Consider the following 26367-nt stretch of genomic DNA (forward strand, 5'->3'; position numbering starts at 1 on the left):
CGCCCAGTCGAGCGCCGAAGACGAGCACCGGGAACGCAGAAGGAGGCGGCCACCCCATCGGGGTGACCGCCTCCTTCGAGAGCGGTGGAGCCGCGCGGGCTCCGGAGCTCTGGAGCGTCGTTACTTGACGGTGACCGAGGCGCCGGCCTTCTCCAGGGCCTCCTTGGCCTTGTCGGCCGTCTCCTTGTTGACCTTCTCCAGCAGCGGCTTGGGGGCGCCGTCGACCAGGTCCTTGGCCTCCTTGAGGCCGAGGCTCGTCAGGGCGCGCACCTCCTTGATGACCTGGATCTTCTTGTCGCCGGCACCCTCGAGGATGACGTCGAACTCGTCCTGGACCGCGGCCTCCTCGCCACCGGCCGGGGCGCCGGGGGCGGCGGCCACGGCCGCGACGGGGGCGGCGGCCTTGACGTCGAAGACCTCTTCGAACTGCTTCACGAACTCGGAGAGCTCGAGAAGGGTCATCTCCTTGAAGGCGTCGAGCAGGTCGTCGGTGCTGAGCTTCGCCATGATGATTCCTCCGCTATGGCTTGTGATCTGGGGTGGTATGGAACCGCGGGTTGCCTACTCGGCGGACGCCTCGGCGGCGGGTGCCTCGGCGGTCTCGCCCTCGGCCTCGCGCTTGGCGCGCAGCGCCTCGGCGAGCTGGGCGGCCTGCGTCGGCAGAGCGTTGAACAGCGCGGCGGCGTTGGCCATCGAGCCCTTCATCGCACCGGCCAGCTTCGCGAGGAGCACCTCGCGCGACTCAAGGTCCGCCAGCTTGGTGATCTCGGCCGCGTCCATCGACTGACCGTCGATGAAGCCGCCCTTGATCACCAGCATCGGGTTCGCCTTGGCGAAGTCGCGCAGGCCCTTGGCGGCCTCGACCACGTCGCCGCGGACGAACGCGATGGCCGACGGGCCTTCGAGCAGCTCACGGAACTGCTCGTCGACACCGGCCTCGTTCGCGGCGCGCTTGGTCAGCGTGTTCTTCACCACGCGGAACCGCGCGGTCTCGCCGAGGTTGTCGCGCAGCTCCTTGACCTGCGCGACGGAAAGCCCGCGGTACTCGGTCAGCACGGCGCCGTTGGAGCTCTCGAACTCGTTCTTGAGCTCGGCGATCGCCGCGTCCTTGTGGGCCTTGGCCATAGCCCTCCTTCCGATTACCTGGGTGGTCCGATCCACGCCGCAGTCCACGGACGAACTGGGGCGCCGATCCACCAAAAAACGCCCCGGCGCAGGCGCACGGGGCGTCCAGGCACGGCACGGAGGCCATGCGGGGAAGCTCTCGTCTCACCTACGCAGGCCGCCCGAACTGAGTCGGGTCCTTCGGTCACCTCGCGGGAGGTGACGACCGGCGGTCTTCGGCATCGGACAGCATACGTGCCCTGGCCAACGAGGCCAAATCGGCGGACAGGGCGAGGGACCGCGCCCCGGGCGGGGCGCGGTCCCTCGGTCGTGCTCAGGCCTGGATCAGGCGCCGCCGGGCAGGCCCCCGCCGCTGCCGAGCCGGCTCATGAGCTCGCCGAAGTCCGTGACCTGGCCGGCCGGAGGCTCGGTGACCTGCACCGGCTTGCCGAAGTCGCGGTACTTCATCGTCATGGTCATGTCGCCCTGCGTCGACTCCGTGGACTTCATCGTCATCTGGCGCGGCAGCTGCTGGCCGTCCACCCACAGGTCGAAGTGCATGGCCTGGAGGCCGGTCGTGCCGAGGCTCTTGCGGTAGGCCTCCCGCGTCTCCGGGGAGAGCTTCGCCACCGCGTCCTCCATCCGGTACGTGCCCGTGTAGTGGGTCGTCTCGACGCCGTCGACCGTCTCCTTGCCGACCTCGCGCACGTCCTTGGACGCCGTCAGCATCTTGGTGTTCTGCACCGGGTCCATCTGCCGGGACTGCTGGAGCAGCTCGTCGATGTTCATCCCGGACTTGGCGCCCAGCTCGTCCAGCGAGATCTTGATCCAGGGCTTGGACCCGCCGCCGAGCTGGGACAGCATCGGCATCTTCATGTACATGGTCCGGCCGACGAGCCGCTGCTCCATGCCGGGCATCGGCTTGCCCGCGACCGTCATCTGCCCGAAGTTCATGCTGTAGGCCAGGTCGGGCTTCGTGCGGTACTGCATCGTGCCGTTCATCGACACGTCGCCGGTCGACGAGCCGGTCGACTTCATCGTCAGGTCGGCCTGGAACGAGTCGATCTGGCCGGTCTTCTCGGCGGCCTTGCCGAGGACCTGCGCGGCGGACAGCCGCAGCCCCTTGCCGGCGTCGTCCACCGTCTTCCCGGCCTCGCCGAGGCAGCCGGTCAGCGAGAGGGCGAGGCCGGTGGCCAGCACCGTGCCGGCCGCGAAACGACGGATCATCAGGGGGATCTCCTTGCTCTCCTTGGCACCCGAGGGGTAGGGCCCGAACGGTACATCAGACGCAAAAGACCCCGCTGAGGTTCACCGTTCTCAGTTGCCGCCGAGCGCGCCCGGGAGGGACAGCTGCCCCACCTGGTCGGACGGAGGCGTGTTCACCTTGAACGACTTGCCGTAGTCGCTGTAGAGGACGGTCACCGAGCCGTTCTCGCCGTTCGAGCCGGTCGCCTTGGAGACGAGCTTGCGCGGCAGGTTGTCGCCGTCCGTCCACAGGTCGAAGTTGATCTTGCCGTTGGCGCGGTCCTTCGGCAGCCACTGCTGGACCTTCGCGCGGGCCTGCGCGTCGAGCCGGTTCAGCGCGTCCTCGACGGTGACCGTTCCGGCGTAGTGCGTCGTCTTGACGCCGTCGACCGTCTCGGTGCCGACCCTGCGGGCGTCCTTGGAGCCGGTGAACATCTTCGTCTGCTCGGCCGGGTCCACCTTCTGCACCTGGTCGACCACGCCCCGGACGTCGAAGCCGGTCCGCTGCGCCATCTGGTTCACGTCGACCTTCACCCACGGCTTGCCGCCGCTGACGAACTGCGCGAGCTGCGGGACCTTCGCGTACAGCACGTTCCCGGTGAAGACGGCCTGGCCCTTGGCGCCCGGCACGCTCTGCCCGTTCTGGCTGAAGTCGTCCAGCTTCGCGCTGAACTCCAGTGACGGGCGCAGCCGGAACTGCCCGTTGGCGTGGACCTTCCCGCCGCCGTCGCCGGTTCCCGTCACCGTCAGGTCGGCCTTGAACGTGTCGGTCTTGCCGGTCTTCTCGGACGCCTTCAGCAGCGCCTGGTTCGCGCTGAGCTTCATGTTGCCGGTGTTCTCCGACCCGTCCCCGTTGCATCCGGACAGGAGGAGGGCGGCGCCCACTGCGGTGCCGCCGGCCGCGACCACAAGTCGTCGGTTCATGAGGGTTGAGCCTCCCTTGTCGCCCTGCTGGTGTTCCCAGTCTCTTCGGGCGTTAACGGAGGGGCATCCCCCGGTGGTACGAATGGCCCCCCGCCCGGTACGACCAACGGCGTAGCCGCTCCCTGAGCCGACGTCGGGGTGATCCGGTCTTCCCGGCCCGCGTCAGCGGTAGGAACCGAAGGTCATCGACCCGGACAGCCCCGCGGCGGGCCCCTGGGCGCTGAGGCCGATCGTGGTCGGGCGGGCCTCGCCGTCGGCCAGCAGGTCGAGCCCGCATCCGGTGTCGTCCGGCACCCACTTGCGGAACGCGGCCACCGCGTCCTGCGGCAGCAGCGAATACACGCCGCCCATGAGCGCCTGCGCGGTGAAGCGCGTCAGCCCGGCGGCGTCCGGCTCGCTCGCCGTCATGCCGGGCAGCGTCCCGATCATGAAGGTGAACTGCTGGGGGTCGGAGCCGTTCTGCAGGCTGCCCAGCTGCGCCGGGGTCAGCGTGGACCGCGTCCACTTCTGCCCGTCGTAGCCCTTGAGCGTGCTCCCCTGGACGATCACCTTCTGGGTGACCTTGGACAGCTCGCCGCCCTTCATCGTCTGCGTGACGCCGGTGGCGGTCATCGCGAACTTCGGCCACAGCGTGAACGAGGCCGTCTCGGTGGCCTGCTGGTAGTCGCCGCCCGACCCGACCGTCACCTTCAGGTCCGTCTTGCGGGTGAAGGAGTGCAGGCTGGGGCCGGGCTGGGGCGGCGCCGTCGGCAGGCCGTGCGCGGCGCCCCCGCTTGCGGGCGTGCGCGCGCCGGGACGCGCGCTCGCGCCCGGGGCGGCCCCCGGCGCGCCGGGCGTGCCCGGGGTGACCGTGGCGGACGCGGCGCCGTTGGGGTTGGCGGGGTCACGCTGGGCCATCGCCGCGGAGGGGGGCAGCGCCGCCGCGTCCGTCGGCGAGTCGCCCCCGGTCTTCACCACCATCAGGATCGCCGTGGGCACGATGGCCACCGCGGCCACGGCGGAGATGGCGATGGCCCGATCCGTACGACGCTTCACGCGGGCAATTCAACACCAGGTTCCTCAGCGGTAACAAAACAATCAGATACCAAATTGTCCGGTTCTGGACTGCGAGACGCTTATCCGCCGGTTCAGGAGCCTTCGAGGTGGTCTGTCAGCTCGGACGGCCGGTCAGCTCGGCGCGGAGGGCGGCCTTGCGGACCTTGCCGGTCCCGGTGCGGGGCAGGGCCGCGACGAACTCCACGCGCCGCGGCGCCTTGAAGCCGGCGAGCCGGGCGCGGCACGCCGCCACCAGGTCCTCCTCCCGCGGCGGGACGCCGTCCGGGACGATCACCGCGCACACCGACTGGCCCCAGCGCGGATCGGGCAGCCCCACGACCGCGACCTCGCCCACCCCCGGCACCGTGCGCAGGACGTCCTCGACCTCGCGCGAGGAGACGTTCTCCCCGCCCGTGATGATCACGTCCTTGATCCGGTCGGCGAGGTACAGGCGACCGTCCCCGTCGACGCGGCCCGCGTCGCCGGTGCGGAACCAGCCGCCCGCGAACGCCTCGGCGGTCGCCTCGGGATCGTCCCAGTACCCGTCCGCGACCTGCGCTCCCCGGACGACCACCTCGCCCTGCTCGCCGGGCGGCAGCGGCGCCCCGTCCTCACCGACCACGGCGATCTCCGCGCCGTCGCCCGGACGGCCCGCCGACGCCGCCAGCTCCGGCCTCGCCGCCACCGCGGCGCGATGGTCCGCCGGGGACAGGAACGTCGCGTTGCCCGACAGCTCGGTCATCCCGTACCCCTGGTTCAGGTCGCAGCCGAGCACCGCGTCCGCACGGCGCAGCAGCGGCACCGGCATCGGCGCCGACCCGTACGCGACCACCCGGACGGTGGCCCGCAGCGCCCCCAGCGCCGCCGGGTCCCCGTCCAGGTGCGCGAGCAGGTCCTCCAGCATCGTCGGTGCGAGCGAGAGGTTCGTGACACCGTGCCGGCGCGCCGCGTCCACCAGGACCGCCGGATCGAACCGGCGCAGCACGACGGCGTGCCGCCGGAACAGGTGATGCAGGATGACCTGGTAGCCCGCCACATGGCACAAGGGGAACGGCGTGCAGAACACGTCGTCCGGCAGCACGGGACGCCCCGACGCCGTCACCGCCACTCCCGCCAGCAGGCTCCTGTGGGTGAGCCGCACGCCCTTCGGCCTGCCGGTCGTGCCGCTGGTGAACATCAGCCAGGCGACCTCGGCCGGATCCCGGTCGTCCTCCCGCGAGGGGGCCGGGCCGTCCCACGGCAGATCGGCGACGTCCACGAGCGGCGGGTGCCCGGCGGGAAGCCCGCCCTCCCGCTCCAGCCTCTCCAGCAGATCCGGCTCGCCGACGACGAGCTCGGCTCCGCTGCGGACGACCTGGTCGGCCCATTCGCGCGGATGCAGCCTCTGGTTGAGCGGCACGAGGATCCTGCCGTCGCGCGGAACCCCGTAGTAGGCCGCCACGTACTCCAGCCGGTTGTGCGCGAGCAGCGCCACCCGCGCCCCGGGCGAGCAGCGCCCGGACAGATGGGCGCTGAGCGCGTCGGTCCGTGCGCGCAGCTCCTGGAACGTCCACGTCGTGCCGTCGACCGACAGGGCGGGGGCCTCGGGGGCCTCCTGCGCGGCCGCGTCGAGCACGTCGTACAGCCGGTGGACGTCCCGGTGCCGCGTCCCGTCCATCACATCCCCTTCGCCGACGATCGGCGCCGAATCTAGCGGCGCACCGGCGGGCGGGGCCGGCCGCGTCCCGCTGACCGCGACCCGGTGAGGCGGCCCGACTATCCACAACCTGTGGAAAAGCGAACAGGGCGCCCCCATCGTGGGGACGCCCTGTTCGACGCGTTCGACGCCGGGCTCGATCAGGCCTCTTCGAGCTCGGCCGTCAGGTTGCGGACCGCGTTCGGGTCCACGGGGATGCTCGGGCCCATCGACGTGGTCAGCGCCGCCTTCTTGACGTACCGGCCCTTCGCGGCGGACGGCTTGAGACGCTGGATCTCGTCGACCGCGGCGGCGTAGTTCTCCACCAGCTGGCGCTCGTCGAAGGACGCCTTGCCGATGATGAAGTGCAGGTTCGCGTGCCGGTCGACCCGGAACTCGATCTTGCCGCCCTTGATGTCGGAGACCGCCTTGGACACGTCCATCGTGACCGTGCCGGTCTTCGGGTTCGGCATCAGGCCGCGCGGACCGAGCACCCGGCCGAGACGGCCGACCTTGCCCATCTGGTCCGGGGTCGCGACCACGGCGTCGAAGTCCAGGAAGCCGCCCTGGATGCGCTCGATCAGGTCGTCCGAGCCGACCAGGTCGGCGCCCGCCGCCTCGGCCTCCTGCGCCTTGGCGCCGACGGCGAAGACGAGCACGCGGGCGGTCTTGCCGGTGCCGTGCGGCAGGTTGACCGTGCCGCGGACCATCTGGTCGGCCTTGCGCGGGTCGACGCCCAGCCGCATGGCGACCTCGACGGTCGCGTCGAACTTGGTGACCGCGGTCTCCTTGGCCAGCTTCACGGCCTCGACCGGGCTGTACAGCCGCTCCCGGTCGATCTTCTCCGCGGCGGCGCGGTAGCCCTTGCTGCGCTTCATGTTCGTTCCTCCAGACGGAACTCGTGGTAGGGGCCTGCGCCGGCCCTCCCACTGGGACGTCTTACTTGACCTCGATGCCCATCGACCGCGCGGTGCCGGCGACGATCTTCTCGGCGGCGTCGAGGTCCTTGGCGTTGAGGTCGGGCATCTTGGTCGTGGCGATCTCACGGACCTGGTCGCGGGTGACCGAGCCGACCTTGGTCTTGTGCGGCTCGCCGCTGCCCTTCTCCACGCCCGCGGCCTTCAGGATGAGCTGGGCGGCCGGCGGGGTCTTGGTGACGAAGCTGAACGACCGGTCCTCGTAGATGGTGATCTCTACGGGGATGACGTTGCCGCGCTGGGCCTCCGTGGCAGCGTTGTACTGCTTGCAGAAGTCCATGATGTTGACGCCGTGCGGACCGAGCGCGGTACCGACGGGCGGCGCGGGCGTGGCCTGCCCGGCCTGCAGCTGGACCTTCACCAGAGCGGCGATTTTCTTCTTCTTGGGAGGCATGCCTCTCCCTCGTGTTCCGTTTCGTGTGGTCCCGACTCCCGGAGACCGGGCAACACGGCGGGCGGAACTAGACCGCCGCGTTGGGACCTTGGCCGACCCCGTATCCCCGCGTGCGCGGGGAGTCGCACCGCACGTTCACGAGCGCGGCGACGTTTTGGGGCCATCCCCGCGCGAGCGGGGCCGATGGGCGCCGGTCTCCGAGGATCGGAGACCGGGAACCCGGACCCGTCCCCGCCTGGGCGGGGACGGCCCGTCCAGGATACGGCCTGGCCTTGGCGGCCCGGACGCGTCTCGGGGACGGGTGAGACCTGGGGAACGTCAGATCTTGGAGACCTGGTTGAACGAGAGCTCGACCGGCGTCTCGCGACCGAAAATGGAGACCAGCACCTTGAGCTTCTGCTGCTCGGCGTTGATCTCGTTGACGGTGGCGGGAAGGGTGGCGAACGGGCCGTCCATGACGGTGACCGACTCGCCGACCTCGTAGTCGACGGTGGCGGGGGCCTTGGCCTGCTCCTTGGCGGCCTTGGCGACGCCCTCCTCCGGCTCGGGGGCCAGGAGGTTGGCGACCTCGTCCAGGCTGAGCGGGGACGGCTTGTTCAGCAGGCCGACGAACCCGGTGACGCCGGGGGTGTTGCGGACCGCGGCCCACGACTCGTCGGTGAGCTCCATGCGGACGAGGATGTAGCCCGGCAGGACCTTCTCGTTGACCTTCTGGCGCTTGCCGCCCTTGATCTCGGTCACCTCGTGCTGCGGGACCTCGATCTGGAAGATGTAGTCCTCCATGTTGAGGGTCTGCGTGCGGGTCTCGATGTTGGTCTTGACCCGGTTCTCGTAGCCCGCGTAGGAGTGCACGACGTACCAGTCGCCCGGCTGGAGGCGCAGCTGCATCTTGAAGTCGGCGTACGGGTCGGCCGGCGGCTCGGCGGGGGCCTCTTCCCCGTCCGCCTCCTCGGCGGCCTCGTCCTCGGCGGACGCCGGCTCCTCGCCCTCGACGGACGCGGCGAGCTCGGCGGCGCCCTCGGCGGCGTCCGGCGCGGGGCCCTCGCCCTCGAGCTTCGTGTCCGCGGGCTCGGCGTCGCCGGCGGAGACGACCGCCTCGGCCGTCTCGTCGGCGGGCTCAGCCGCCTGGTCGGCCGCAGCAGCCGCAGCGGACTGGGCCTCTTCCACGGCCTCGTCGTAGGGCTGTGAGGACTCGGACACGGTCAACTCTTCTCTCGGTCTGCGGTGATGGACTTGCGAAGGTACGGCGGGGCCCCGTCACCGGCCCGGGCCGGTCGGCGTCAGCCGAAGAGCTCGTAGATGCCCTTCTGCAACCCGTAGTCGACGCCGGAGACGATCGCGACCATGACCAGCACGAACACCAGCGAGACGGTCGTGTAGGTGATCAACTCCCGCCGCGTCGGCCAGATGACCTTGCGCAGCTCGGCGATGATCTGGCGCACGAACAGCGCGGGCGAGGTCCGCTTGGAAGGGGCCTTCCGCTTGCCCTTGCCCTCGTCCTTGGCCTCGGGCTCGTCGCGAGTCTCAGTCGCCATTTGCCGCCGTTCACCTCATAGGTCGTGATCCAACCACCCTGTGGTTGCCGCGCGGTCCCGTGCCGCGGAGTGCCACGGCGACGCCATGGCGCGGCCGGCACGGGTGCGCGCACCGCACCTCGCAGGGCAGGAGGGACTCGAACCCCCAACCGCCGGTTTTGGAGACCGGAGCTCTACCAATTGAGCCACTGCCCTTCGCTTCTCCGGCTAAGGAGAACCCCGACCACAGGATCGGGTGGGTGCCGGGTCCCAGCTTACGGCCTGATCGGTGCCCGCGTGCGGACAGGCTCGTATACCGGCGACACGTCACTTGGAGGAGGAGTCTACGTGCCGGAGAGGCCCGCGTCGAACCGGATAACGGAGGCCCTCCGGAAGGCCCGCCGGAAGGCCGCGGCGGGGACCCGCCCGACCGGCCCGGATATATGGCTGCGGGTCCCGGCGCGACGTCTGTAACGATAGAGGCATGAGCATCGACCGTCCTCGCATCTCCAAGCGCATCGCCGCGATATCCGAGTCCGCCACGCTGGCCGTCGACGCCAAGGCCAAGGCGCTGAAGGCGGCGGGCCGCCCGGTCATCGGGTTCGGCGCGGGCGAGCCCGACTTCCCGACGCCCGACTACATCGTCGAGGCCGCGGTGACCGCCTGCCGGGTGCCGCGCTTCCACAAGTACACGCCCGCGGGCGGTCTCCCCGAGCTGCGCGCCGCGATCGCCGAGAAGACCGAGCGCGACTCCGGCCACCGCGTCGAGGCGTCGCAGGTGCTGGTGACCAACGGCGGCAAGCAGGCGGTGTACGAGGCGTTCGCGGCGCTGCTCGACCCGGGCGACGAGGTGATCGTCCCGACGCCGTACTGGACGACCTACCCCGAGTCGATCAAGCTGGCGGGCGGGGTGCCCGTGGACGTCGTCGCCGACGAGACCACCGGCTACAAGGTGAGCGTCGAGCAGCTGGAGGCGGCCCGCACCGACCGGACGAAGGTGCTGCTGTTCGTGTCGCCGTCCAACCCGACGGGCGCGGTCTACGGCCGCGACGAGATCGAGGCGATCGGGCGCTGGGCCGACGAGCACGGCCTGTGGGTCGTCACCGACGAGATCTACGAGCACCTCGTCTACGGGGACGCCGAGTTCCACTCGATGCCCGTGGTGGTGCCGGAGCTGGCCGACCGGACGCTCGTCCTGAACGGGGTGGCCAAGACCTACGCGATGACCGGCTGGCGGGTCGGCTGGCTGATCGGCCCGGCGGACGTCGTGAAGGCCGCCCAGAACCTGCAGTCGCACGCGACGTCCAACGTCGCGAACGTCTCCCAGGCCGCCGCCCTCGCCGCCGTGACCGGCGACCTGTCGGCGGTCGCGGAGATGCGCAAGGCGTTCGACCGGCGCCGGCAGACGATGGTGCGGATGCTGAACGAGATCCCCGGCATCGTGTGCCCCGAGCCGGAGGGCGCGTTCTACGCCTACCCGTCCGTCAAGGCGCTGCTCGGCAAGCAGCTGCGCGGCAAGCGCCCGGAGACGTCGGTGGAGCTGGCGTCGCTGATCCTCGAGGAGGCCGAGGTCGCGCTGGTGCCGGGCGAGGCGTTCGGCACGCCGGGTTACTTCCGGCTCTCCTACGCCCTGGGCGACGACGACCTGACCGAGGGCGTCTCGCGCGTCGCGAAGCTGCTGTCCGAGGCGAGCTGACCTCCACGAGCACGCGCGCGCACGATCCCGCGCACACGAAGCCGGCCCCGGGCGCACAACTCCCGGGGCCGGTTTCGTGTGGGACGGGTTCCGCCGGTTCCCGTCCCGGGAAGTCCGGCGGGACGTCCCTCGCGGCCCCTCTCCGCCTTGGGACGCCCCGCCGGAACGGGGTTCAGGGGCGCACGCCCTCGGCGATGCGCATGAGCCGGTCCTTGGCCGGACCGGAGGCGGTCACGGTGACGCCGACCCCGCGCCGCGCCAGCCAGGAGATCTGCCGCGAGGAGTCGGGGCGGTCGCCGGTCATTGCGGGCATGCCGTGGACGGACGTGCGCCCGGGGATTCCGGGCACGCGCATCAGGTCCTGCGGGCCCGTCAGCCCGCCGCCCTCCACGAGCGCGATCTCCACCCAGCCGCCGTCGCCGCGCCACGCGCAGGTCGTGGTCCTGCGGTCCGCGTCGCCGGTGACCTCGCAGGGGCCGGAGGCTGCCAGGCCGTCCGGCAGATACGTGATCCACTTCGGCAGCGCGGCGGTGAGGCCGCCCGGTTCCGGCTTGGAGGGGGTCCGCCCGTCGCCGGACGAGCCGCGCGCCTCCGGCTTCCGCGAGGCTCCCGCCTCGGGCCTCCCCTTGGAGGACGGGGACACGGGGAGGCCCGACGCGGGAGGTCGCTCCGGCAGCCGGAGAGGCGAGACGGTGCCGCCGGGACGGGTCGTCTCGGTGTCTCCGGCCGGTGTGGCCCGGAACGACTGATAGGTGGGCACGAGGGCCAGGGCCGCGACCGAGGCGGCCGCGACGCCGGCGGCCGCGTGGAGCCGGGCCTTGCGGCGGCGGTGGCGCCGCTTGACCTCGGTGACGAGCGACTGTGACGCGGTCGCCCCGGCCACCTGCTCGGCCATGGCCTTCCGCAGTTCACTCTCCAGATCCATCGCTCATCTCCCCAGTGGGGCCAGGTTCCTGTCGAGGCGTTCCCGGAGCCTGGCGAGCCCCCGGGACGCCTGGCTCTTCACCGTTCCGACCGAGCAGCCGAGAGCCTGGGCCGTCTCCGCCTCCGAAAGGTCCTCCCAGAAGCGCAGGACCAGGACCGCGCGCTGCCGCGGGCCGAGCTTGCGCAGCTCGTCCATGAGGGTCCCCCTCAGCTCGACGGAATGGTTCGGCGAGTCGGCCGGCGTCTCCGGGAGCCTCGCCATCTGGATCTCCCGGAGCACCTTCCACCGCCGGGAGCGGCTGATGACCAGGTTGACCAGGATCCGGCGGACGTAGGGCTCGGGGTCGCTGCCCGCCTCAAGCCGCCCCCAGTGGCGGTAGGCCTTCTCCAGCGCGGTCTGCAGGATGTCCTCGGCGTCCTGCCGGGCCCCGCACATCAGTGCCGCGGTGCGCAGCAGGGCATCGCCGCGTGCCGCCACGAACTCCACGAACGACTCGTCGTCTCGACGCCCCACAGTGCTCCGTCCCGGCTAGAGCGGTTCCGGCAGTTCATCTCGTCGGGGACGGGCGGCCTCCGCGCCAAGGCCGCCCGCCCACGCCTGTGTTGTGTTACTGGTGTTACTGGTTTCGCCCTGGTCCGTTACCGGGTGTCATCCCGCGTGGCGCAGGGCGGCGGCCACGTCCTTCGTCCCACCGGCGAGGACGGGGCTGCCGTTGACGAACAGCGAGGTGCCGTTCGGGTCGAACAGCAGCACGCCGCTGCCGTTCGGGCTCTGCCAGGCGGCGACGCCGCCGATGGTCAGCGGGGTGCCGCCCTTGAGGCCGAGCGCCTGGCGCAGCTGCTCCTGGGTCATGCCGGCGCGCGTCTTGATCGTCTCGACGGTGAGCCACTGGCCGGCCTTGCCGGTCCACTTCTGCGTGACGGCGCAGATCTGCGCCTTGCGCAGGTCGGCCGAGCCGGGGACGGCCGACACGTAGCGCAGGCCCTTGGCGGTCATGACGGTCTTCTCGACGGTGCCGCCGACCTGCACGGCGGGCTTCAGCGTGCCGCAGTCGAGCTTGGGCAGCGCGGGCAGTGCGGGCTTGGCGGGCTTGCCGGGAACGCGGGCGTCCGGCCTGGCGGCCGGGGCGCCGCCGGGCAGGTCGCCGGTGGACGGCACGCAGGTGGGCAGGTTCGCCGGGACGCCGGGCTTGGCGGGAACGCCGGGCTTGGCGGGGAGGGTCTTGCCGTCCGGGAGCTTCGCGCCGGGGAGCTCGGTGTTCGGGATGCCGACCTGCGGCAGGTCCTTGCCGGGGACGCCGGCCTTCGGCAGCCGCCCCTCCGGGAGGTGCCCGGTGACCGGGTTCTGCTTGAGGTGCTGCTCGACCTGCTTCTTCGCCCCGTCGGCCGGGACCTTGGGCAGTCCGGGCTTGGCGGGCAGGTCCGCCGGAAGGCACGTCGGGACGGTCTTGGGCGCGGCGTCCGGCACCTTGCGCTCCACGGCAGGGGCCTTGGCGCTGCTCGACTGGAGACCGGCCTCGTGGTGGGAGCCGGCCATGGCCCACGTCGCGCCGCCGCCCACGGCCACGGTCCCGACGGCGGACGCTGCGATCAAGGCGGCCTTCAGCGTGATCATCGTGAATCCCTTCGGAGGCAAGGTGTTGCTTTCGGGGGTGCCTGTCTCTCTCTGGCGCCCCTCGTATACGCACGGTGCCGGTGGGGGGTTGCACGGGATTCCAAAGTTTTTTTCGGGGATGCCCATGGGGCGCGATGGCCGCCGGGTGTCATGCGAGGTAGTCCGGTGTAGTGATCCTGCGGGGCCGGGCGTTCGAGGACGACGATGATCCGGCAACATTGGGTCATGGAGGCCCGTACCGTTTCAGCCCGTCCGGCCGAGCACCGTCCCATGCCGGACCCCCGGGAGCCCGCGCCCGCGCGCGGCTCCGCCCGCCCGGACGTGGCCCTGCTCCCCAAGGCGCATCTGCACCTTCACTTCACCGGGTCGATGCGGCACTCCACGCTCGTGGAGCTCGCCGGCCTGCACGGCGTCCACCTGCCCGACGCCCTCGTCGAGGACTGGCCGCCCCGGCTGCACGCGACCGACGAGCGCGGCTGGTTCCGGTTCCAGCGCCTGTACGACATCGCCCGCTCGGTCCTGCAGACGCCGGACGACCTGCGCCGGCTGCTGCGCGAGACGGCCGAGGACGAGGCCGCGGAGGGGTCGGGCTGGCTGGAGATCCAGGTCGATCCGAGCGGGTACGCGGGGCGCTTCGGCGGCCTGACCCCGACCGTCGAGCTGGTGCTGGACGCCGCGCGGCAGGCATCGGAGGCGACCGGGGTCGGCATCGGCGTGGTGATCGCGGCGAACCGGACCCGGCACCCGCTGGACGCCAAGACCCTCGCGCGCCTCGCCGTGCGCTACACCGGCAGGGGCGTCGTCGGGTTCGGCCTGTCCAACGACGAGCGGCGGGGCCGCGCCTACGACTTCGAGGGCGCGTTCAGGATCGCCAAACGCGGCGGGCTGCTGTCGGACCCGCACGGCGGCGAGCTGCTCGGCCCGGCGAGCGTCCGCGAGTGCCTGGAGACCCTGGAGGCCGACCGGATCGGGCACGGGGTCCGCGCCGTCGAGGATCCGCGGCTGCTGGAGCGCATCGTGGACCGCGGGGTGACGCTGGAGGTCTGCCCGGCGTCGAACGTGGGCCTCGGCGTGGCGGCGACGGCGTCGGACGTCCCGCTGCGGCGGCTCTTCGAGGCGGGCGCGTCGATCGCGCTCGGCGCCGACGACCCGCTGCTGTTCGGCTCGCGCCTCGCGCGCCAGTACGAGCTGGCCCGCACCGAGCACGCGTTCACCGACGCCGAGCTGGCGGAGCTGGCCCGGCAGTCGATCCGGGCCTCGGCGGCCCCGGAGGACGTGCGGCGCCGGCTGCTGGCGGGCGTCGACGCCTGGCTCGGGGACCCGCCGCGCTGACGGCCGGGCCGGCGAAGGCGGGGCTGGCGGCGATCACGGGGCCGGGCGCCACAGGCCCCGGCGTTCGAGGTGGCCGGTCAGCAGCTCCCCGGCCCGGACGATGTGGGCCCGCATCTCCTCGCCGGCCGTGCGGGCGTCGCCGTCCCGGAGCGCCGCCAGGATCCGCCCGTGGTCGCGGACGGCGACGTCCGGCCAGCCGGCCAGCCGCCCGTACAGGCCGCGCGGCACGTACCGGGCGGCCGTGCCGAGCGACCAGGCGAGCTTCGGGGAGTCGGCGGCCAGATTGATCTCGCGGTGGAACAGGTGGTTGCGCTCCTCCATGAGGTCGGAGCGGCGCGCGGCCTTGTCGCGCGCCAGGGCGTGCTGGAGGCCGTCCAGGCGCTCCAGGGCGGCGGGTCCGATCCGGGGCGCGGCGCGCACGGTCAGCTCGGCGGCGATGCCCGCCTGCACCCAGAACAGGTCCTGGACGTCCCGCCGCGACAGCGGCGCGACGGCGAACCCGCGCCGCGGCTCCAGGACGACGAAGCCCTCGCTGCGCAGCGACTTCAGCGCCTCCCTGACGGGCGTGACGCTGATGCCGAACTCCAGGGCCAGCCGTTCCAGCCGCAGGTGGTCGCCGGGCCGGATGCGCCCGTCCATGATCAGTTCGCGGATGCGGGCGGCGGCCTCGTCGCTCAACTGGAGCCGCGTGCCGAGCGCCGGTCGCGGCGGGGGGAGGGAGGCGGGTAGGGCCACGGCGGTGACTCCCGTCCGGGCCCCTGCCGCGGTGGAGCCCCGCGGTCGCTCACGGACCCTGAAGGGATTGTTCCCGCCGGGTCACGCGGTGATGCCCTCGATCAGCAGCAGGACGCCGAAGACGGCGAACCCGGCCGCGGCGCCGTACTTGATGACGCGCTCGGGCAGCCTGCGGCCGAGCATCTGGCCGACGACGATGGCGAGCGCGTCGGCGGCGACCATCCCCACCGTGGAGCCGAGCCACACGCCGGTCAGCCCGGCGATGCCGCCGTGGTCGGCGGCGAGGGTGACGGTGGCGAGCATCGTCTTGTCGCCCAGCTCGGCGAGGAAGAACGCCCCGCCGACGGCGAGGATCGCCGACCCGGTGGCCAGCCGCGCCTTGTCGCGCTCGTCGTCGTCCAGCTCGTCGCCGCGCAGCGTCCACAGCGCGAAGCCGAGGAACGCGACGCCCGCGATGATCGAGATCGGGCCGGTGGGGAGCGCGGCGCCGAGGGCCGCGCCGAGGGCGACGCTGGCCAGGTGGACGATCGCGGTCGCGGCCGTGATGCCGATCAGCACCGGGAGGGCGCGGAAGCGGGTGGCGAACGTCATGGCCATGAGCTGGCTCTTGTCGCCCAGCTCGGCCACGAAGATCACGGCCAGGCTGATGAGGAAGGCGGACACCTGTTCCCTTTCGCTCGTGCTGCCGGGCGAAGGGCGGGGGCTCGCGCGCACGACCTCGGCCCGGCATGACTGCCGGGCCGAAGGTCTCGTCCGCCGCGATGGTGATCGGGCCCGCGTGACCGGGCGCCGTCGGCGGCGCCAGCATGTCGACCACGCGATTGGGACTACTCCCCCTCGACGCCGTCCACCCTACCAAGGAGCCTCGGGCGGGGCCCGAGGTCAGAGGGCCGCGCCCGCGTTCAGAGGGCCGCGCCCACCATGACGGGCTCGTTGACCAGCTCGACGCCGAACGCGTCCCGGACGCCGCCGCGGACCTCGCGGGCCAGCGCGAGCAGGTCGGCGGTGGTGGCGCCGCCCGGGTTGGTGAGGGCGAGGGTGTGCTTGGTGGAGATGCGGGCCGGTCCGCGCGCGTGGCCCTTGGCGAACCCGGCGCGGTCGATGAGCCAGGCGGCGGACGTCTTCACCCGGCCGCCGGCCTCCGGGTAGCGCGGGAACGTCGCGTCCGGGCCGAGGCGCTCGGCGACGCGGCGTTCGAGGTCGGCGACCTGGTCCGGGTCGAGGATCGGGTTGGTGAAGAAGGACCCGGCGCTGCGGGTGTCGGGGTCGGCCGCGTCCAGGACCATGCCCTTGCCGCGCCGCAGTTCGATGACGGCGTCGCGGGCCTCCTTCAGCGTGACCCTGTCCCCCGGCTGGACGCCCAGCCTGCGCGCGAGCTCGGCGTAGGCGACGGGGTGCGACTCCTCGGACTCCTCCAGGGCGTACGTGACGTCCAGGACGACGTACCGGTCGTTGCCCTTGAAGGCGCTGTGCCGGTAGGTGAACCGGCAGGCGTCGCGGTCGAGGGTGACGCAGGCGCGGGCCTCCCGGTCGTAGGCGCGGACCTCCGCGATCGTCTCGCTGACGTCCTGCCCGTAGGCGCCGACGTTCTGGATCGGTGTCGCGCCGACGCGCCCGGGGATGCCGGACAGGCACTCGACGCCGGCGAGGCCGTCGGCGACGCAGCGGGCGACGAACGGGTCCCAGTCCTCGCCGGCCTGGACGCGCACGAGCACCCGGCCGCCCTCGGCGGCGACGCGTTCGGTGCCGCGGGTCCCGACGTGCACGACGGTGCCGGGGAACCCGTCGTCGGACACCACGAGGTTGCTGCCGCCGCCGAGCACGAGGACCGGTTCGCCCTCGTCGTCGGCCTTGCGGACGGCCGCGACCAGCTCCGCCTCGGTCGTCGCCTCGACGAAGCGCCGCGCGGGACCGCCCAGCCGCAGCGTGGTGTATCCGGCCAGGTTCACGTCTTCGGCGAACACCGCCACGTCGTCTCCCCCTCCTGCCGTGCCCCGCGCCGCCGGGCCGGCCCGCCCTCGTCCCCTCGACGTGCGCACCGGCCGGGGCGGCCCCGGCCGGTGTGCCGCCGCGCTCAGGCGAGCTTGACGACCGCCTTGGCGCGCGTGAGGACCTTCTGGTCGTTGGACCTGGCGGTGAGCGCCACGACGACCTTGTTGTCGTCGAGCTTCTCCTCCACCTTGCCGCTGATCTCCAGCGTGGCGCCGCCCTCGTCCGGGACCACGACCGGAGAGGAGAACCGTACCCCGTAGTCCAGGACGGCGCCCGGGTCGCCGGCCCAGTCGGTGACGAACCGGCCGCCCTGCGCCATCGTGTACATGCCGTGCGCGATCACGTCCGGGAGGCCGACGGCCTTGGCGACGCCCTCGCGCCAGTGGATCGGGTTGAAGTCGCCGGACGCGCCCGCGTACATGACGAGGTTGGCGCGGTCGACGGCGTAGGTCTGCTTGGGGATCTCGGTGCCGACCTCGACGTCGGCGTAGTTCACCTTGGCGGTCATCAGGCACCCCGCTCCACGATCGTGTTGTAGGACTTGCAGACCGGCTCGCCCTCGACGGTGGCGATCTCGGTCTCCACGACCATCTTCTCGTTGTTGCCGATCGACCTGATCTCGGTGATCGTCGAGGTGCAGGTGATGACGTCCCCGGCGCGCAGGGGGCGCGTGTACTCGAAGCGCTGCTCGCCGTGCACGACCATCGCGTAGTTGAGGCCGAGGTCGGGGTCGGCGAGGCCGGGGTTGCCGAGGGAGACCACGATCGGGAAGGTGGGCGGCGCGATGACGTCGGGGTACCCGGCCGCCTTGGCCGCCTCGCGGTCGCGGTAGACCGGGTTGCGGTCGCCGATCGCGTCCGCGAACTCGCGGATCTTCACCCGGCTGACCTCGTAGGGCTCGCTGGGCGGGAAGCTCCGCCCGATGAAATCACGGTTGAGTGCCATGCAGTCCGTTCCCTCCAGATGGACCAGGGCCCCGCGGACTCGCCGGCCGCACCGCTACGCCGGCCGGGGTGCCCGGGCGCCTTCTGAGCGCGCTGGTTCCGCCTCTCCGGACGGACGGTAACAGAACGGCATTCACACCGTCCGCGCGGGTCTCACCGCCAGAACGGACAGGCCTCGGCGTTCCGGACGGCCGGTGGAATGAGCGCCCATCGAGGAGCGGCGGACGGCGGTGCTCGCGGCTCTTTGGGGCGTGGGGCGAAAGTCTCCTGCTAATACGTGAAACTCCCGGTCGGGCAGCGAGGTGCTGTCCGACCGGGAGTCCAGTGATGCTCAGGGCTCCCGCCTGGAGAGCGGGTCCCCTACTTCACGCCGCCTCCTAGGAGGCGGCGTGCTTGGGCATGAGGTCCATGACCTCGCCCACCGTGTTGACGACCTTGACCAGGTCGGGGTCCCCCAGGGAGATCATGCCGTTGGGCAGCATCGTCTTCCGGCTGAAGGCGTCCACGCGCTTCCAGTACTTCCGGCCGACCAGCACGATCGGTCGCGGGGGGATCGTCTTGGTCTGGACGAGGGTGAGTACCTCGTACAGCTCGTCCATGCTGCCGTTGCCACCCGGCAGCACCACGAGCGCTTCCGTGTGCTTAGTGAGCAGCACCTTGCGGATGAAGAAGTACTTGCACAGGAACTTGATGGTGAGTTCCAAGTTGAACTGCTGCTCGTTGGGGAGGACGATGCCCACCCCGACCGAGACCCCGCCGTTCTGCTTGGCCCCCTTGTTGGCGGCCTCCATGGCGCCGGGACCGCCGCCCGTGAACACCGCGAAGCCGGCTGCGGCCAGCGCGGCGCCGACCTCGACGCCGAGCTCGTAGTTCTTCGTGCCGGGCTTCGTGCGGGCGCTGCCGCACACCCAGACACCCGAGCCGATGCCGTTGAGCACCCGGTCGCCCTCGTAGAGCTCGACCATTGCCTGAAAGACCATGTTCGAGACGGGCTCGGCCAGTGCCAGCTCAAGCAGTGACCGAAGGCCCTGGGGCGAGATGGGCCCGCCCAGTGTCAGCTCGGCCGCCAGTGAGGCGGGCAGGTGTATGCCGCGTTCCTCCGAACCGGAGAAACAAATCGGATCTGTCATATTGATGCTCCGTTTGAGCCTGCCTTACGCCGTCCGAGACGGTCGCAAGGGCACCCCGGATTTCGGGATGCGTTGTTGATCGTCCGCTGGTTCGGACCGGCCGCAACCACCCTCGGCGAACGAGTTCTCGGCGGGCGATGCCCGGTGCGCGCACCGCTCTGATCGTTCTGCGCATGAGCCGAAGTAGCCGCCCGCTGAGCGCTCCCCGGCGATTGCCAAGGGCCACCCGCCCTGGACTGTCCAAACTGCGGCACAGTGCCGCGAAGCAAATCCGACAAACAAGACGAAAAGGGAGTGAAGCAGCCATGAGTGCTGCCCAAAGTAAGAATCCCAAAAGGTGCGACGGTCATTCCGCCGGCGTCATCATCACCGATCCGGTCCTGGGCGTCCTGATCGGCGTCATCCCCGACGGCCGGGGCTGGTCCGGAGTCGGCGGGCACGTCTTCGACGAGTTCCCCAGCTACGGCGAAGCCGCCCGCGGGGAAGTCCGCCAGGAGACGGGCCTGGAGGTCGTGTCGCTGGACCCGCTGTTCCGGAAGCCGAAGCGGCGTCGCAACCCCTGCAAGCGGGGGGACGGCCCGTTCGGAGTCGGCCACAAGTGGCAGCTGTACCGCGCCACCGTGGCCGACGTGGAGGAACTCCGCTGCGACGAGAAGTCGTTCCACAACCTGCGATGGGTCTCCGAGGCCCAGTTGCAGGAACTGGCCGACCGCACCCTGCTCTACGTCAAGGGCGAGATCACGCCTGACGAGTGGAAGCAGGAGCCCGGTCTCACCCTGTCGTGGGTCAAGTGGTTCGTCCTGGCCGGCATGGTCAAGATGGGCTGGTGGAACCTGCGAAAGATCGAGAAGGCGATGCTCAACGACAAGAGCAACCGTCCGTGAAACCCGCCCGGGGACCGGTCGGCAGCCACGCTGCCGGCCGGTCCCCGGGACCTGCGCTTCGGACGGACGGCGCCGGAACGACGTTCAGCCCGCCCTCGCGGAGTGCGAGAACGGGCTGATGCGTGTCAGTGGCAAGCGTGCGAAGAAGTCTGCTGGGCGGACTCGCACCGTGGACGGGTCTCCCAGGTGCGGACCACGAGTGCGTGGTGCCGGCGGGTACCCGATGCGGACGGCGGGTCCTGGCCCTGCGGGAGGGCAGTACTTCTCCGTCCGGGACCTCGGTTAGCGGGTCTCCTTGTGCGGACGGTGCGTCCGGCAGTTCGGGCAGTACTTCTTGATCTCCAGGCGGTCCGGGTCGTTGCGCCGGTTCTTCCGCGTGATGTAGTTGCGGTGCTTGCACTCCTGGCAGGCCAGCGTGATCTTCGGCCGGACGTCGGTGGCAGCCACGATGGAGTGCCTTTCTGAGCTAGGGACATGGACTTTCGGACCTCGGCCGTCCCCGGGGGACGGCCGGCGATTCGACCCAGCCTTCTCACCCCCGCCGGGGGGTGAGAGACCTGGGTAGTAGCGAGGGCCGGACTTGAACCGGCGACACAGCGATTATGAGCCGCTTGCTCTGCCTGACTGAGCTACCCCGCCGTGATGGTCGGTGTGGACCGGATTGCCAGGATACCGGATGCTCACCGAGCCCTGGGAACACGAGAACCCGGATGATGATCGGGGAACCGGTTCCGCGGGCTCCGCGGGACCGTCCCCAGAATACCGGCTGCGCCGGTGAGCTGCGAAACGTCCTGCTGGAACCGGTGGGACGGTACCACAGGCCCAGGTATCGAGCGAATCAGGGCGGTCGGCGCCGCGGGGGCGGCGGCGGCCGCTCCCCGGTACGACGAAGGCCGCCGTCCGGAGTGCGGATGGCGGCCGATGTGCCGTGAGCCCCTTTACGGAATCGAACCGTAGACCTTCTCCTTACCATGGAGACGCTCTGCCGACTGAGCTAAAGGGGCCTGCGTCGTTCGCGCAGTGAAACCATACAGGGTCCGGGCGCGTGGTGCGAACCGGATTCCCGCGCCGGTGTCCGCGCTGGTCAGCGCAGCAGGTTCCGGGCGATGACGAGCTGCTGGATCTGGCTCGTCCCCTCGTAGATGCGGAAGAGCCGGACGTCGCGGTAGAAGCGCTCGACGGCGACGCCGCGCATGTAGCCCATGCCCCCGTAGACCTGGACGGCCCTGTCGGCGACCCGTCCGACCATCTCCGAGCAGTAGTACTTGGCGCAGGACGGGCCGAGCTTGGTGTCCTCGCCGGCGTCGTAGGCGCGGGCCGCCTCCAGGACCATCGAGCGTCCGGCGTACAGCTCGGCCTGGGAGTCGGCGATGAGCCCTTGGACGAGCTGGTACTCGCCGATCGCCTTGCCTCCCTGACTGCGTTCCTTCGCGTACGCGACGGTCTCGTCCAGGATTCTCTGGGCGAGGCCCACGCAGACGGCGGCGATGCTGACCCGGCCATGGGCCAGTGACGCCATCGCGGTGCGGAAGCCCGTCCCCTCAGTCCCGACCATGGCGTCGGCGGGTACGCGCACGCCGTCGAAGAAGACCTCGGCCGTGTGGGCTCCGCGCTGTCCCATCTTCTGGTCGGACGGGCCGACGCGCAGGCCGTCCGCGCCCTTCTCTACGAGGAAGGTGGAGATGCCGCGGGAGCCGGGGCCGCCCGTCCTGGCGAAGACCATGAAGACGTCGGCCTCGGGCGCGTTGGTGATGAACCGCTTGGCGCCGTCGACGACGTAGTCGTCGCCGTCCCGGACCGCGGTCGTGGTCAGCGCGCTCGGGTCGGACCCCGCCTCGGACTCGGTCAGCGCGAAGGCCCCGATGACCTCGCCGGACGCGAGCCTCGGCAGCCACGCGTCCTTCTGCGCCGCCGTCCCGGAGTTCACCAGGACCTGCCCGGCGATGCCGTTGCTGGTGCCGAACATGGAGCGGAACGCGGGGCTGGCGTAGCCGATCTCGAAGACCAGCCGCACCTCCTCGCTCAGCGAGAGGCCGAGCCCGCCGTACTCCTCGGGCAGCGCGTACCCGAACAGGCCCATGTCGCGGGACGTGCGCCGGAGCCGCTCCGGGATCGCGTCGGTCTCCTCGATCTCCTCCTCGCACGGGACGACCTGCTCGCGGACGAAGCTGCGGACGGCCTTGATCACGTCGGCGAAATCCTGGGGCTCCATGCGGTTCATTCTAGAATCAGATTCCAAGATGGTGGGCGGATTCCGGCCCGGCGCGCCCGATATGCCAAGGTGATCGTTTATGTCGCTCCAGCCTCTCGTCGATCAGATCGTCCGGGCCGCGGTGGTCGAGGACCGCTCCTTCGGCGACCTCCTCCCCCAGCTCATGCAGGTGTTCCAGACGGCCTCCCCCGCCGAGATGAACGCCGCGATGCCCCGCCTCGCCGAGGGCATCGCCGAGGCGCCCCCGAACCTCGGCGGGTGGCTCGCCATCGTCTCCGGCGCCTGGGTCGAGAACGGCGCCGACCCCGAGCCCGTCGGCGCCCCGCTCGTCCACCGCCTCTCCGAGGTCACCGCCGCCGCGCTGGCGTTCGCGAACGCGTGGGACCAGGCCGCCGGCGGCAAGCCGCCGCCGGACATGCAGGAGGAGCAGCCGTCCCAGCAGGTCTTCGACACCGTCGCGCCGCACCTCGGGGACGGCGCCGTGACCGCGATGATGTCGTGGTTCGCGCTGCCGCAGTTCACGATGGCGGGCTGCACCGTCCTGCAGATGGGGCCCTCGGTGCGGGCGGGCATCGCCGACCGCGACTTCTGCGCCTTCGCCGCCGGGCAGGCCGCCCAGTACCTCGGGCAGATGGAGCACTACCAGGCGCTGCTGCGCGTCCTGGACGGCGAGCGCCTCCTCATCCTCGACCGCGCGAGCCGCAAGGGGTGGACGGTCACGATCGGCGGGATCGGCGACAACTTCCAGCTGCACGTCCTGCTCGGCGGCGCGCTCATCGGACGCCCCGGCGGGCTGACCGGCGACCGTCCCGCCCCGGAGATCATCGCCTGCTTCCTGAACGCCGACACCCCGCCCGGGCGCCCGATCATCTCCAGCCCGTGGAACCTCGTCGACGCGCACGGCGAACCGATCTGGAACGAGGGCGTCCCGGCCGACATCCCGGTCGTGAACGGCACCCGCGTCGTCGTGATCGATCCGCCGTCCTACGAGCGCACGTTCCCGGCCGGCCGGCGCTTCCCCCTCATGCCCGCCACCCTCCGCGTGGACGGCATGCACCTGCCGGAGGATCTGGGCGCCTGGTGGCCGCACATCGCGGCTCCGACGAGCTGACGGCAAGGCGGCTCCGACACCGTCGGGCGGGGGGCGGCGGTCAGGTGTCGAAGCGCACGAAGACGGCGGTGGCGTCGTCGTACCGCTTCCCGCGGGCCGCGCTCGCCTCCGCCTCCGCGGCCCTGGTCCTCCTGACGAGTTCCCGGGGGCCTTCCTCGTCGAGGAGGCGGAGCAGGTCGCCCCACCCCATCCGGCCGAACCGCTCCACGAGCCTGGACGCGCCGTCGCTCAGCACCGCCGCCCGCCGCAGCCCCTCGACCGGCACCTCGCCGGTCAGCCCCTCGTACGCGGCCTCCGGCCTGGTGCTCGCCACCCAGAACCCGCCGGGGCTGTTGCGCGACCGCCGCACGCCCTCCAGGGTGTAGCTCGGCAGATGGTCGACCCGGTCGTCCCGGAAGACCTTGATCTCGCCGAGGTCCACCACGATCGGCGAGTCGGCGAGGACGTACCATTCCACGGCCCCGCCGCGGCGGCGCAGCAGCGACACGGTCGCGGACGGGCTGTCCGGGTTTCCCAGGTCGCACGTGTCGGTGTGCGCCTCCCCGGTCACCTTGATCGCCTCGGCGACCAGGTCGGGCAGCGGCTTGCCGTCCTCCAGCGCCAGCAGCGCCGCGATCCGTCCGCCGAGCCTGCGCACCAGCCACGACGGATCGTGCCGGCAGCCGCTGTCCACGCCTTGCGGGGCCGTGGCGCCGTCCAGCAGCACCACCCATCCGGGCCCGGCCGCCACGAAGTCCTCGTTCTCCCGTCCCGGCGTCGCCACACTCACATAACTCACCTGCACAGATGCAGGTCTACCCGCTGGCCCGCCCCTTGCGGGGCCGCTAGACCAATTCCCCTCGCCCCGCGTCCCCGCCCGCGTCCTGATGTGGTCGCCACGGGGATGCGACCGCCGCCTTGTGGTGCCCGCCGCCCGAGCCGCGTGCCTCAGCACGGACCCCGGCAAGGAGCCCTGGTCACGCTGGACCGCCGCCGGTCGTGGCCCCCTCCGCACAACCGTTTCGGCCTCGGCGATTGGACCATGTCGGCAGCACTGTGACCTGCGGAGATCATTTTCGGCTGAGAGATAGTCCACTTTCGGACAGCGATCTTTGTATCCATCGCCGGGCGACCCGGCCGGCACCGGCCGACGCGACCGTGACCACCCACCACCGGCCCTCTCAACGTTTCCCTAGGTCAAGTGCATTCAGGCAGGCTTCATGGCCCGCCGCGCCCCCACCCGGACGACCCGCCTGTCCGACCCCGGCTACGCGGCGCTCCGCCTGATCACCTGCGGCGGGCGCTTCGACCGCGCCACCGGGCACTACGTGGACAACGTCATCGCCTTCGGCCATCTGACGCGCACCGAAGGGACCCGCTGACATGCGCCCCGCCTCCGGCGCCCCCGAGGGGCCCCGACCCCACCAGGGCCGGCACCGCCTCCCCCGCACAGCCCACCCGGGGCCGCGCGGCGGGGCGTCCCCCGTCCGGCGGACGCCCGGCCCGGGACACCTCGCGTCCCCGGTGGCATGGGGAGGCCCGGCCCCCACCCTGCCGCCGCGCCCGCCCGCCCACGTCCGACCGCGCCCCACTCCAGCTCCGTCCCGCCAGGAGAAGCGGGACGGCAAGCGCGACCAGCCGCCCGTGCGCGCGGACGCGATGCGCGTGACCGTCCTGATCCCGGCGCACAACGAGGCGAAGCAGATCACCGAGACGATCGCCTCGCTCCGCCGCCACGAGCGCCCCCCGGACCACATCCTCGTGATCGCCGACAACTGCACCGACGCTCCCCGCCCGCAGGGGCTGACGGTGAAGGCCGGGCCCCTCCCCGGCCTTCACCCCCTCCGGTAGGTTCCGGCGGATGGACGCGATAGCGGGCACGGTCGCGACGGCGTGCGGAATGTTCGCGGCGACGAACGTCGACGACCTCATCGTCCTGACCGTCCTCTTCCTGTCCGGACGCGCGACCGGATCCCCGCGGGCCTGGCAGATCTGGGCGGGCCAGTACGCGGGCATCGCCGCCCTCGTCCTCGTCTCGGTGGTCGCCGCGCTGGGCCTGACGATCGTCCCGGACGAATGGATCGGCCTGCTCGGCCTCGTCCCGCTGGCCCTCGGCGTCCGCGGCCTCGTCGCCGCCGTCCGCGCCGGCGACCACGACGTCCCTCCCGCGGTGGCCTCGGGCCTGCTTCCGATCGCCGGCGTGACGATCGCCAACGGCGCCGACAACATCTCGGCCTACACGCCGGTCTTCCGCACCATCGGCCCAAGACCCACCCTCATCACCGTCGCGGTCTTCGCGGCCGGCGTGGCCCTGTGGTGCCTGGCCGCGTCCTGGCTGGGCTCGCACAAGAAGGTCATCGACCTCCTCGACCGGCACGGCCGCCGGCTCGTCCCGATCGCCTTCATCACCATCGGAACGCTGATCGTCCTAGAGTCCGCCACCGACCTCCACCACGCCCTCACCCAGTGACCGGCCCTCTGGCCCTACGCAACGCTGCCGGGAGCCCCAAGCGCGACACCGAAGCGTACGTTTCATATAGCGGAGCGGGCACCGGGAATCGAGATGACCTTATTCCGCCAGACCGGCCACCGAGGTCGCGGCGGAAGTCAGACGGACGAGAGAAGCCGCCGAGCCCGTTCACGCAGGTCGAACGCTTCTCAGCGCTCCTGGCGAAGTTGCCGGGACAGGGCCGCAGCGCCCTCCCGCCACAGCCCGGCGAGCACATGCCTTATCATGATCGGCACGAGAGTCGGGCTCACTCTTGTTCGCCGCACCCAAGGATCCCTGTCCGAGGGTGCGGGATGTCAACGAGGGCCGGCACCTCTCGTTCTACATCCCAAATCGGTGTCTCGGCAAGGCACCATCGTGAGGTCAAGGTCCGCCAGACCTAGCCTTATGCACAACGGTGGGCTTGGAACCCCCCCGATGAGGTCAGCGGCCATGC

The 26367-nt window shown here is 71.5% G+C and carries 29 protein-coding genes and 3 tRNA genes; 7 read left to right on the forward strand and 25 right to left on the reverse strand.

What is annotated here, in order from left to right:
* Positions 1-120: 120 nt before the first annotated feature.
* The 11 genes from rplL to BKA00_RS24255 form a co-directional block, all read right to left on the reverse strand.
* Positions 121-507, reverse strand: coding sequence for a 50S ribosomal protein L7/L12 (gene rplL, locus BKA00_RS24205; RefSeq protein ID WP_185028528.1), 387 nt, complete (start codon positions 505-507; stop codon positions 121-123).
* Between the two features lie 54 nt (positions 508-561).
* Entirely contained in the window at positions 562-1125 is a 564-nt protein-coding gene (rplJ, locus tag BKA00_RS24210) for a 50S ribosomal protein L10 (RefSeq protein ID WP_185028530.1), read from the reverse strand.
* Positions 1126-1449: 324 nt separating this feature from the next.
* A complete protein-coding gene (locus BKA00_RS24215) occupies positions 1450-2331 on the reverse strand; it encodes an SCO4651 family lipoprotein (protein WP_185028532.1) in 882 nt (293 codons plus the stop codon).
* Positions 2332-2421: 90 nt separating this feature from the next.
* Positions 2422-3273: an SCO4651 family lipoprotein gene (locus tag BKA00_RS24220; protein WP_221493276.1), complete on the reverse strand. Its 852-nt coding sequence runs from the start codon at positions 3271-3273 to the stop codon at positions 2422-2424.
* A 162-nt stretch (positions 3274-3435) separates the two neighbouring features.
* Entirely contained in the window at positions 3436-4308 is an 873-nt protein-coding gene (locus BKA00_RS24225; protein WP_185028534.1) for a hypothetical protein, read from the reverse strand.
* A 115-nt stretch (positions 4309-4423) separates the two neighbouring features.
* Complete coding sequence (locus BKA00_RS24230) at positions 4424-5965, reverse strand: class I adenylate-forming enzyme family protein (RefSeq protein WP_185028536.1); 1542 nt, start codon at positions 5963-5965, stop codon at positions 4424-4426.
* 179 nt (positions 5966-6144) lie between these two features.
* Complete coding sequence (gene rplA, locus BKA00_RS24235; protein WP_149259625.1) at positions 6145-6861, reverse strand: 50S ribosomal protein L1; 717 nt, start codon at positions 6859-6861, stop codon at positions 6145-6147.
* Between the two features lie 61 nt (positions 6862-6922).
* The gene (gene rplK, locus BKA00_RS24240) at positions 6923-7354 is read right to left on the reverse strand and encodes a 50S ribosomal protein L11 (protein ID WP_173396320.1); all 432 of its coding nucleotides are present in this window, start codon (positions 7352-7354) and stop codon (positions 6923-6925) included.
* Between the two features lie 318 nt (positions 7355-7672).
* A complete protein-coding gene (nusG, locus tag BKA00_RS24245; RefSeq protein WP_185028538.1) occupies positions 7673-8554 on the reverse strand; it encodes a transcription termination/antitermination protein NusG in 882 nt (293 codons plus the stop codon).
* 80 nt (positions 8555-8634) lie between these two features.
* Positions 8635-8889, reverse strand: a complete 255-nt coding sequence (secE, locus tag BKA00_RS24250) for a preprotein translocase subunit SecE (protein WP_185028540.1) — start codon at positions 8887-8889, stop codon at positions 8635-8637.
* Positions 8890-9011: 122 nt separating this feature from the next.
* A tRNA-Trp gene (locus BKA00_RS24255) sits at positions 9012-9084 on the reverse strand.
* 268 nt (positions 9085-9352) lie between these two features.
* Here BKA00_RS24255 and BKA00_RS24260 point away from each other — a divergent pair.
* Entirely contained in the window at positions 9353-10564 is a 1212-nt protein-coding gene (locus tag BKA00_RS24260; protein ID WP_185028542.1) for a pyridoxal phosphate-dependent aminotransferase, read from the forward strand.
* A 172-nt stretch (positions 10565-10736) separates the two neighbouring features.
* Here the strand turns inward: BKA00_RS24260 and BKA00_RS24265 are convergent, their stop codons facing one another.
* The 3 genes from BKA00_RS24265 to BKA00_RS24275 form a co-directional block, all read right to left on the reverse strand.
* Positions 10737-11489 carry a hypothetical protein gene (locus BKA00_RS24265; RefSeq protein ID WP_185028544.1) on the reverse strand — a complete coding sequence of 251 codons (753 nt, stop codon included), beginning with the start codon at positions 11487-11489 and terminating at the stop codon, positions 10737-10739.
* 3 nt (positions 11490-11492) lie between these two features.
* A complete protein-coding gene (locus tag BKA00_RS24270) occupies positions 11493-12002 on the reverse strand; it encodes a SigE family RNA polymerase sigma factor (RefSeq protein ID WP_185028546.1) in 510 nt (169 codons plus the stop codon).
* A 135-nt stretch (positions 12003-12137) separates the two neighbouring features.
* The gene (locus BKA00_RS24275; RefSeq protein WP_185028548.1) at positions 12138-13103 is read right to left on the reverse strand and encodes a hypothetical protein; all 966 of its coding nucleotides are present in this window, start codon (positions 13101-13103) and stop codon (positions 12138-12140) included.
* A gap of 270 nt (positions 13104-13373) precedes the next feature.
* Between BKA00_RS24275 and BKA00_RS24280 the strand changes: the two genes are divergently transcribed.
* Positions 13374-14435, forward strand: coding sequence for an adenosine deaminase (locus BKA00_RS24280; protein WP_185034725.1), 1062 nt, complete (start codon positions 13374-13376; stop codon positions 14433-14435).
* 33 nt (positions 14436-14468) lie between these two features.
* On the opposite strand, the gene BKA00_RS24285 is transcribed toward BKA00_RS24280, so the two are convergent.
* From BKA00_RS24285 to BKA00_RS24310, 6 genes are all read right to left on the reverse strand, one after another.
* Positions 14469-15170 (reverse strand): GntR family transcriptional regulator, encoded by a 702-nt coding sequence (locus BKA00_RS24285; protein ID WP_221493278.1) that lies wholly within the window; start codon positions 15168-15170, stop codon positions 14469-14471.
* An 81-nt stretch (positions 15171-15251) separates the two neighbouring features.
* Complete coding sequence (locus tag BKA00_RS24290) at positions 15252-15833, reverse strand: TMEM165/GDT1 family protein (protein WP_185028550.1); 582 nt, start codon at positions 15831-15833, stop codon at positions 15252-15254.
* A 239-nt stretch (positions 15834-16072) separates the two neighbouring features.
* The gene (locus tag BKA00_RS24295; RefSeq protein ID WP_185028552.1) at positions 16073-17140 is read right to left on the reverse strand and encodes a UDP-N-acetylmuramate dehydrogenase; all 1068 of its coding nucleotides are present in this window, start codon (positions 17138-17140) and stop codon (positions 16073-16075) included.
* A gap of 104 nt (positions 17141-17244) precedes the next feature.
* Positions 17245-17670, reverse strand: a complete 426-nt coding sequence (locus tag BKA00_RS24300; RefSeq protein WP_185028554.1) for a MaoC family dehydratase — start codon at positions 17668-17670, stop codon at positions 17245-17247.
* Positions 17670-18107, reverse strand: coding sequence for a MaoC family dehydratase N-terminal domain-containing protein (locus tag BKA00_RS24305; RefSeq protein ID WP_089315429.1), 438 nt, complete (start codon positions 18105-18107; stop codon positions 17670-17672). The genes BKA00_RS24300 and BKA00_RS24305 overlap by 1 nt, the downstream gene beginning before the upstream one ends.
* Before the next feature lie 376 nt (positions 18108-18483).
* Entirely contained in the window at positions 18484-19086 is a 603-nt protein-coding gene (locus BKA00_RS24310) for an LOG family protein (protein WP_185028556.1), read from the reverse strand.
* Between the two features lie 455 nt (positions 19087-19541).
* On the opposite strand from BKA00_RS24310, the gene BKA00_RS24315 reads away from it, so the two are divergent.
* The gene (locus BKA00_RS24315) at positions 19542-20120 is read left to right on the forward strand and encodes an NUDIX hydrolase (protein WP_185028558.1); all 579 of its coding nucleotides are present in this window, start codon (positions 19542-19544) and stop codon (positions 20118-20120) included.
* A gap of 282 nt (positions 20121-20402) precedes the next feature.
* Here the strand turns inward: BKA00_RS24315 and rpmG are convergent, their stop codons facing one another.
* The 4 genes from rpmG to BKA00_RS24335 form a co-directional block, all read right to left on the reverse strand.
* A complete protein-coding gene (gene rpmG, locus BKA00_RS24320; RefSeq protein WP_067466611.1) occupies positions 20403-20567 on the reverse strand; it encodes a 50S ribosomal protein L33 in 165 nt (54 codons plus the stop codon).
* A 118-nt stretch (positions 20568-20685) separates the two neighbouring features.
* Positions 20686-20759 (reverse strand) — tRNA-Met (locus BKA00_RS24325).
* A gap of 292 nt (positions 20760-21051) precedes the next feature.
* A tRNA-Thr gene (locus tag BKA00_RS24330) sits at positions 21052-21124 on the reverse strand.
* 80 nt (positions 21125-21204) lie between these two features.
* Entirely contained in the window at positions 21205-22332 is a 1128-nt protein-coding gene (locus tag BKA00_RS24335; protein ID WP_185028560.1) for an acyl-CoA dehydrogenase family protein, read from the reverse strand.
* Between the two features lie 79 nt (positions 22333-22411).
* Between BKA00_RS24335 and BKA00_RS24340 the strand changes: the two genes are divergently transcribed.
* The gene (locus BKA00_RS24340; RefSeq protein WP_185028562.1) at positions 22412-23443 is read left to right on the forward strand and encodes a hypothetical protein; all 1032 of its coding nucleotides are present in this window, start codon (positions 22412-22414) and stop codon (positions 23441-23443) included.
* 40 nt (positions 23444-23483) lie between these two features.
* On the opposite strand, the gene BKA00_RS24345 is transcribed toward BKA00_RS24340, so the two are convergent.
* Positions 23484-24212, reverse strand: coding sequence for a protein phosphatase 2C domain-containing protein (locus BKA00_RS24345; protein ID WP_230299120.1), 729 nt, complete (start codon positions 24210-24212; stop codon positions 23484-23486).
* A gap of 430 nt (positions 24213-24642) precedes the next feature.
* Between BKA00_RS24345 and BKA00_RS24350 the strand changes: the two genes are divergently transcribed.
* Genes BKA00_RS24350 through BKA00_RS24360 form a run of 3 tightly spaced genes read left to right on the forward strand, consistent with a single transcriptional unit; the run spans position 24643 to position 25892 of the window.
* Positions 24643-24804 (forward strand): class F sortase, encoded by a 162-nt coding sequence (locus BKA00_RS24350; RefSeq protein WP_230299119.1) that lies wholly within the window; start codon positions 24643-24645, stop codon positions 24802-24804.
* Between the two features lies 1 nt (position 24805).
* Complete coding sequence (locus BKA00_RS38350; protein WP_221493280.1) at positions 24806-25273, forward strand: glycosyltransferase; 468 nt, start codon at positions 24806-24808, stop codon at positions 25271-25273.
* Positions 25274-25283: 10 nt separating this feature from the next.
* The gene (locus BKA00_RS24360; protein WP_185028566.1) at positions 25284-25892 is read left to right on the forward strand and encodes a cadmium resistance transporter; all 609 of its coding nucleotides are present in this window, start codon (positions 25284-25286) and stop codon (positions 25890-25892) included.
* Positions 25893-26367 lie beyond the last annotated feature (475 nt).

The sequence above is a fragment of the Actinomadura coerulea genome, assembly GCF_014208105.1.
GTDB classification, from domain to species: Bacteria; Actinomycetota; Actinomycetes; order Streptosporangiales; family Streptosporangiaceae; genus Spirillospora; species Spirillospora coerulea.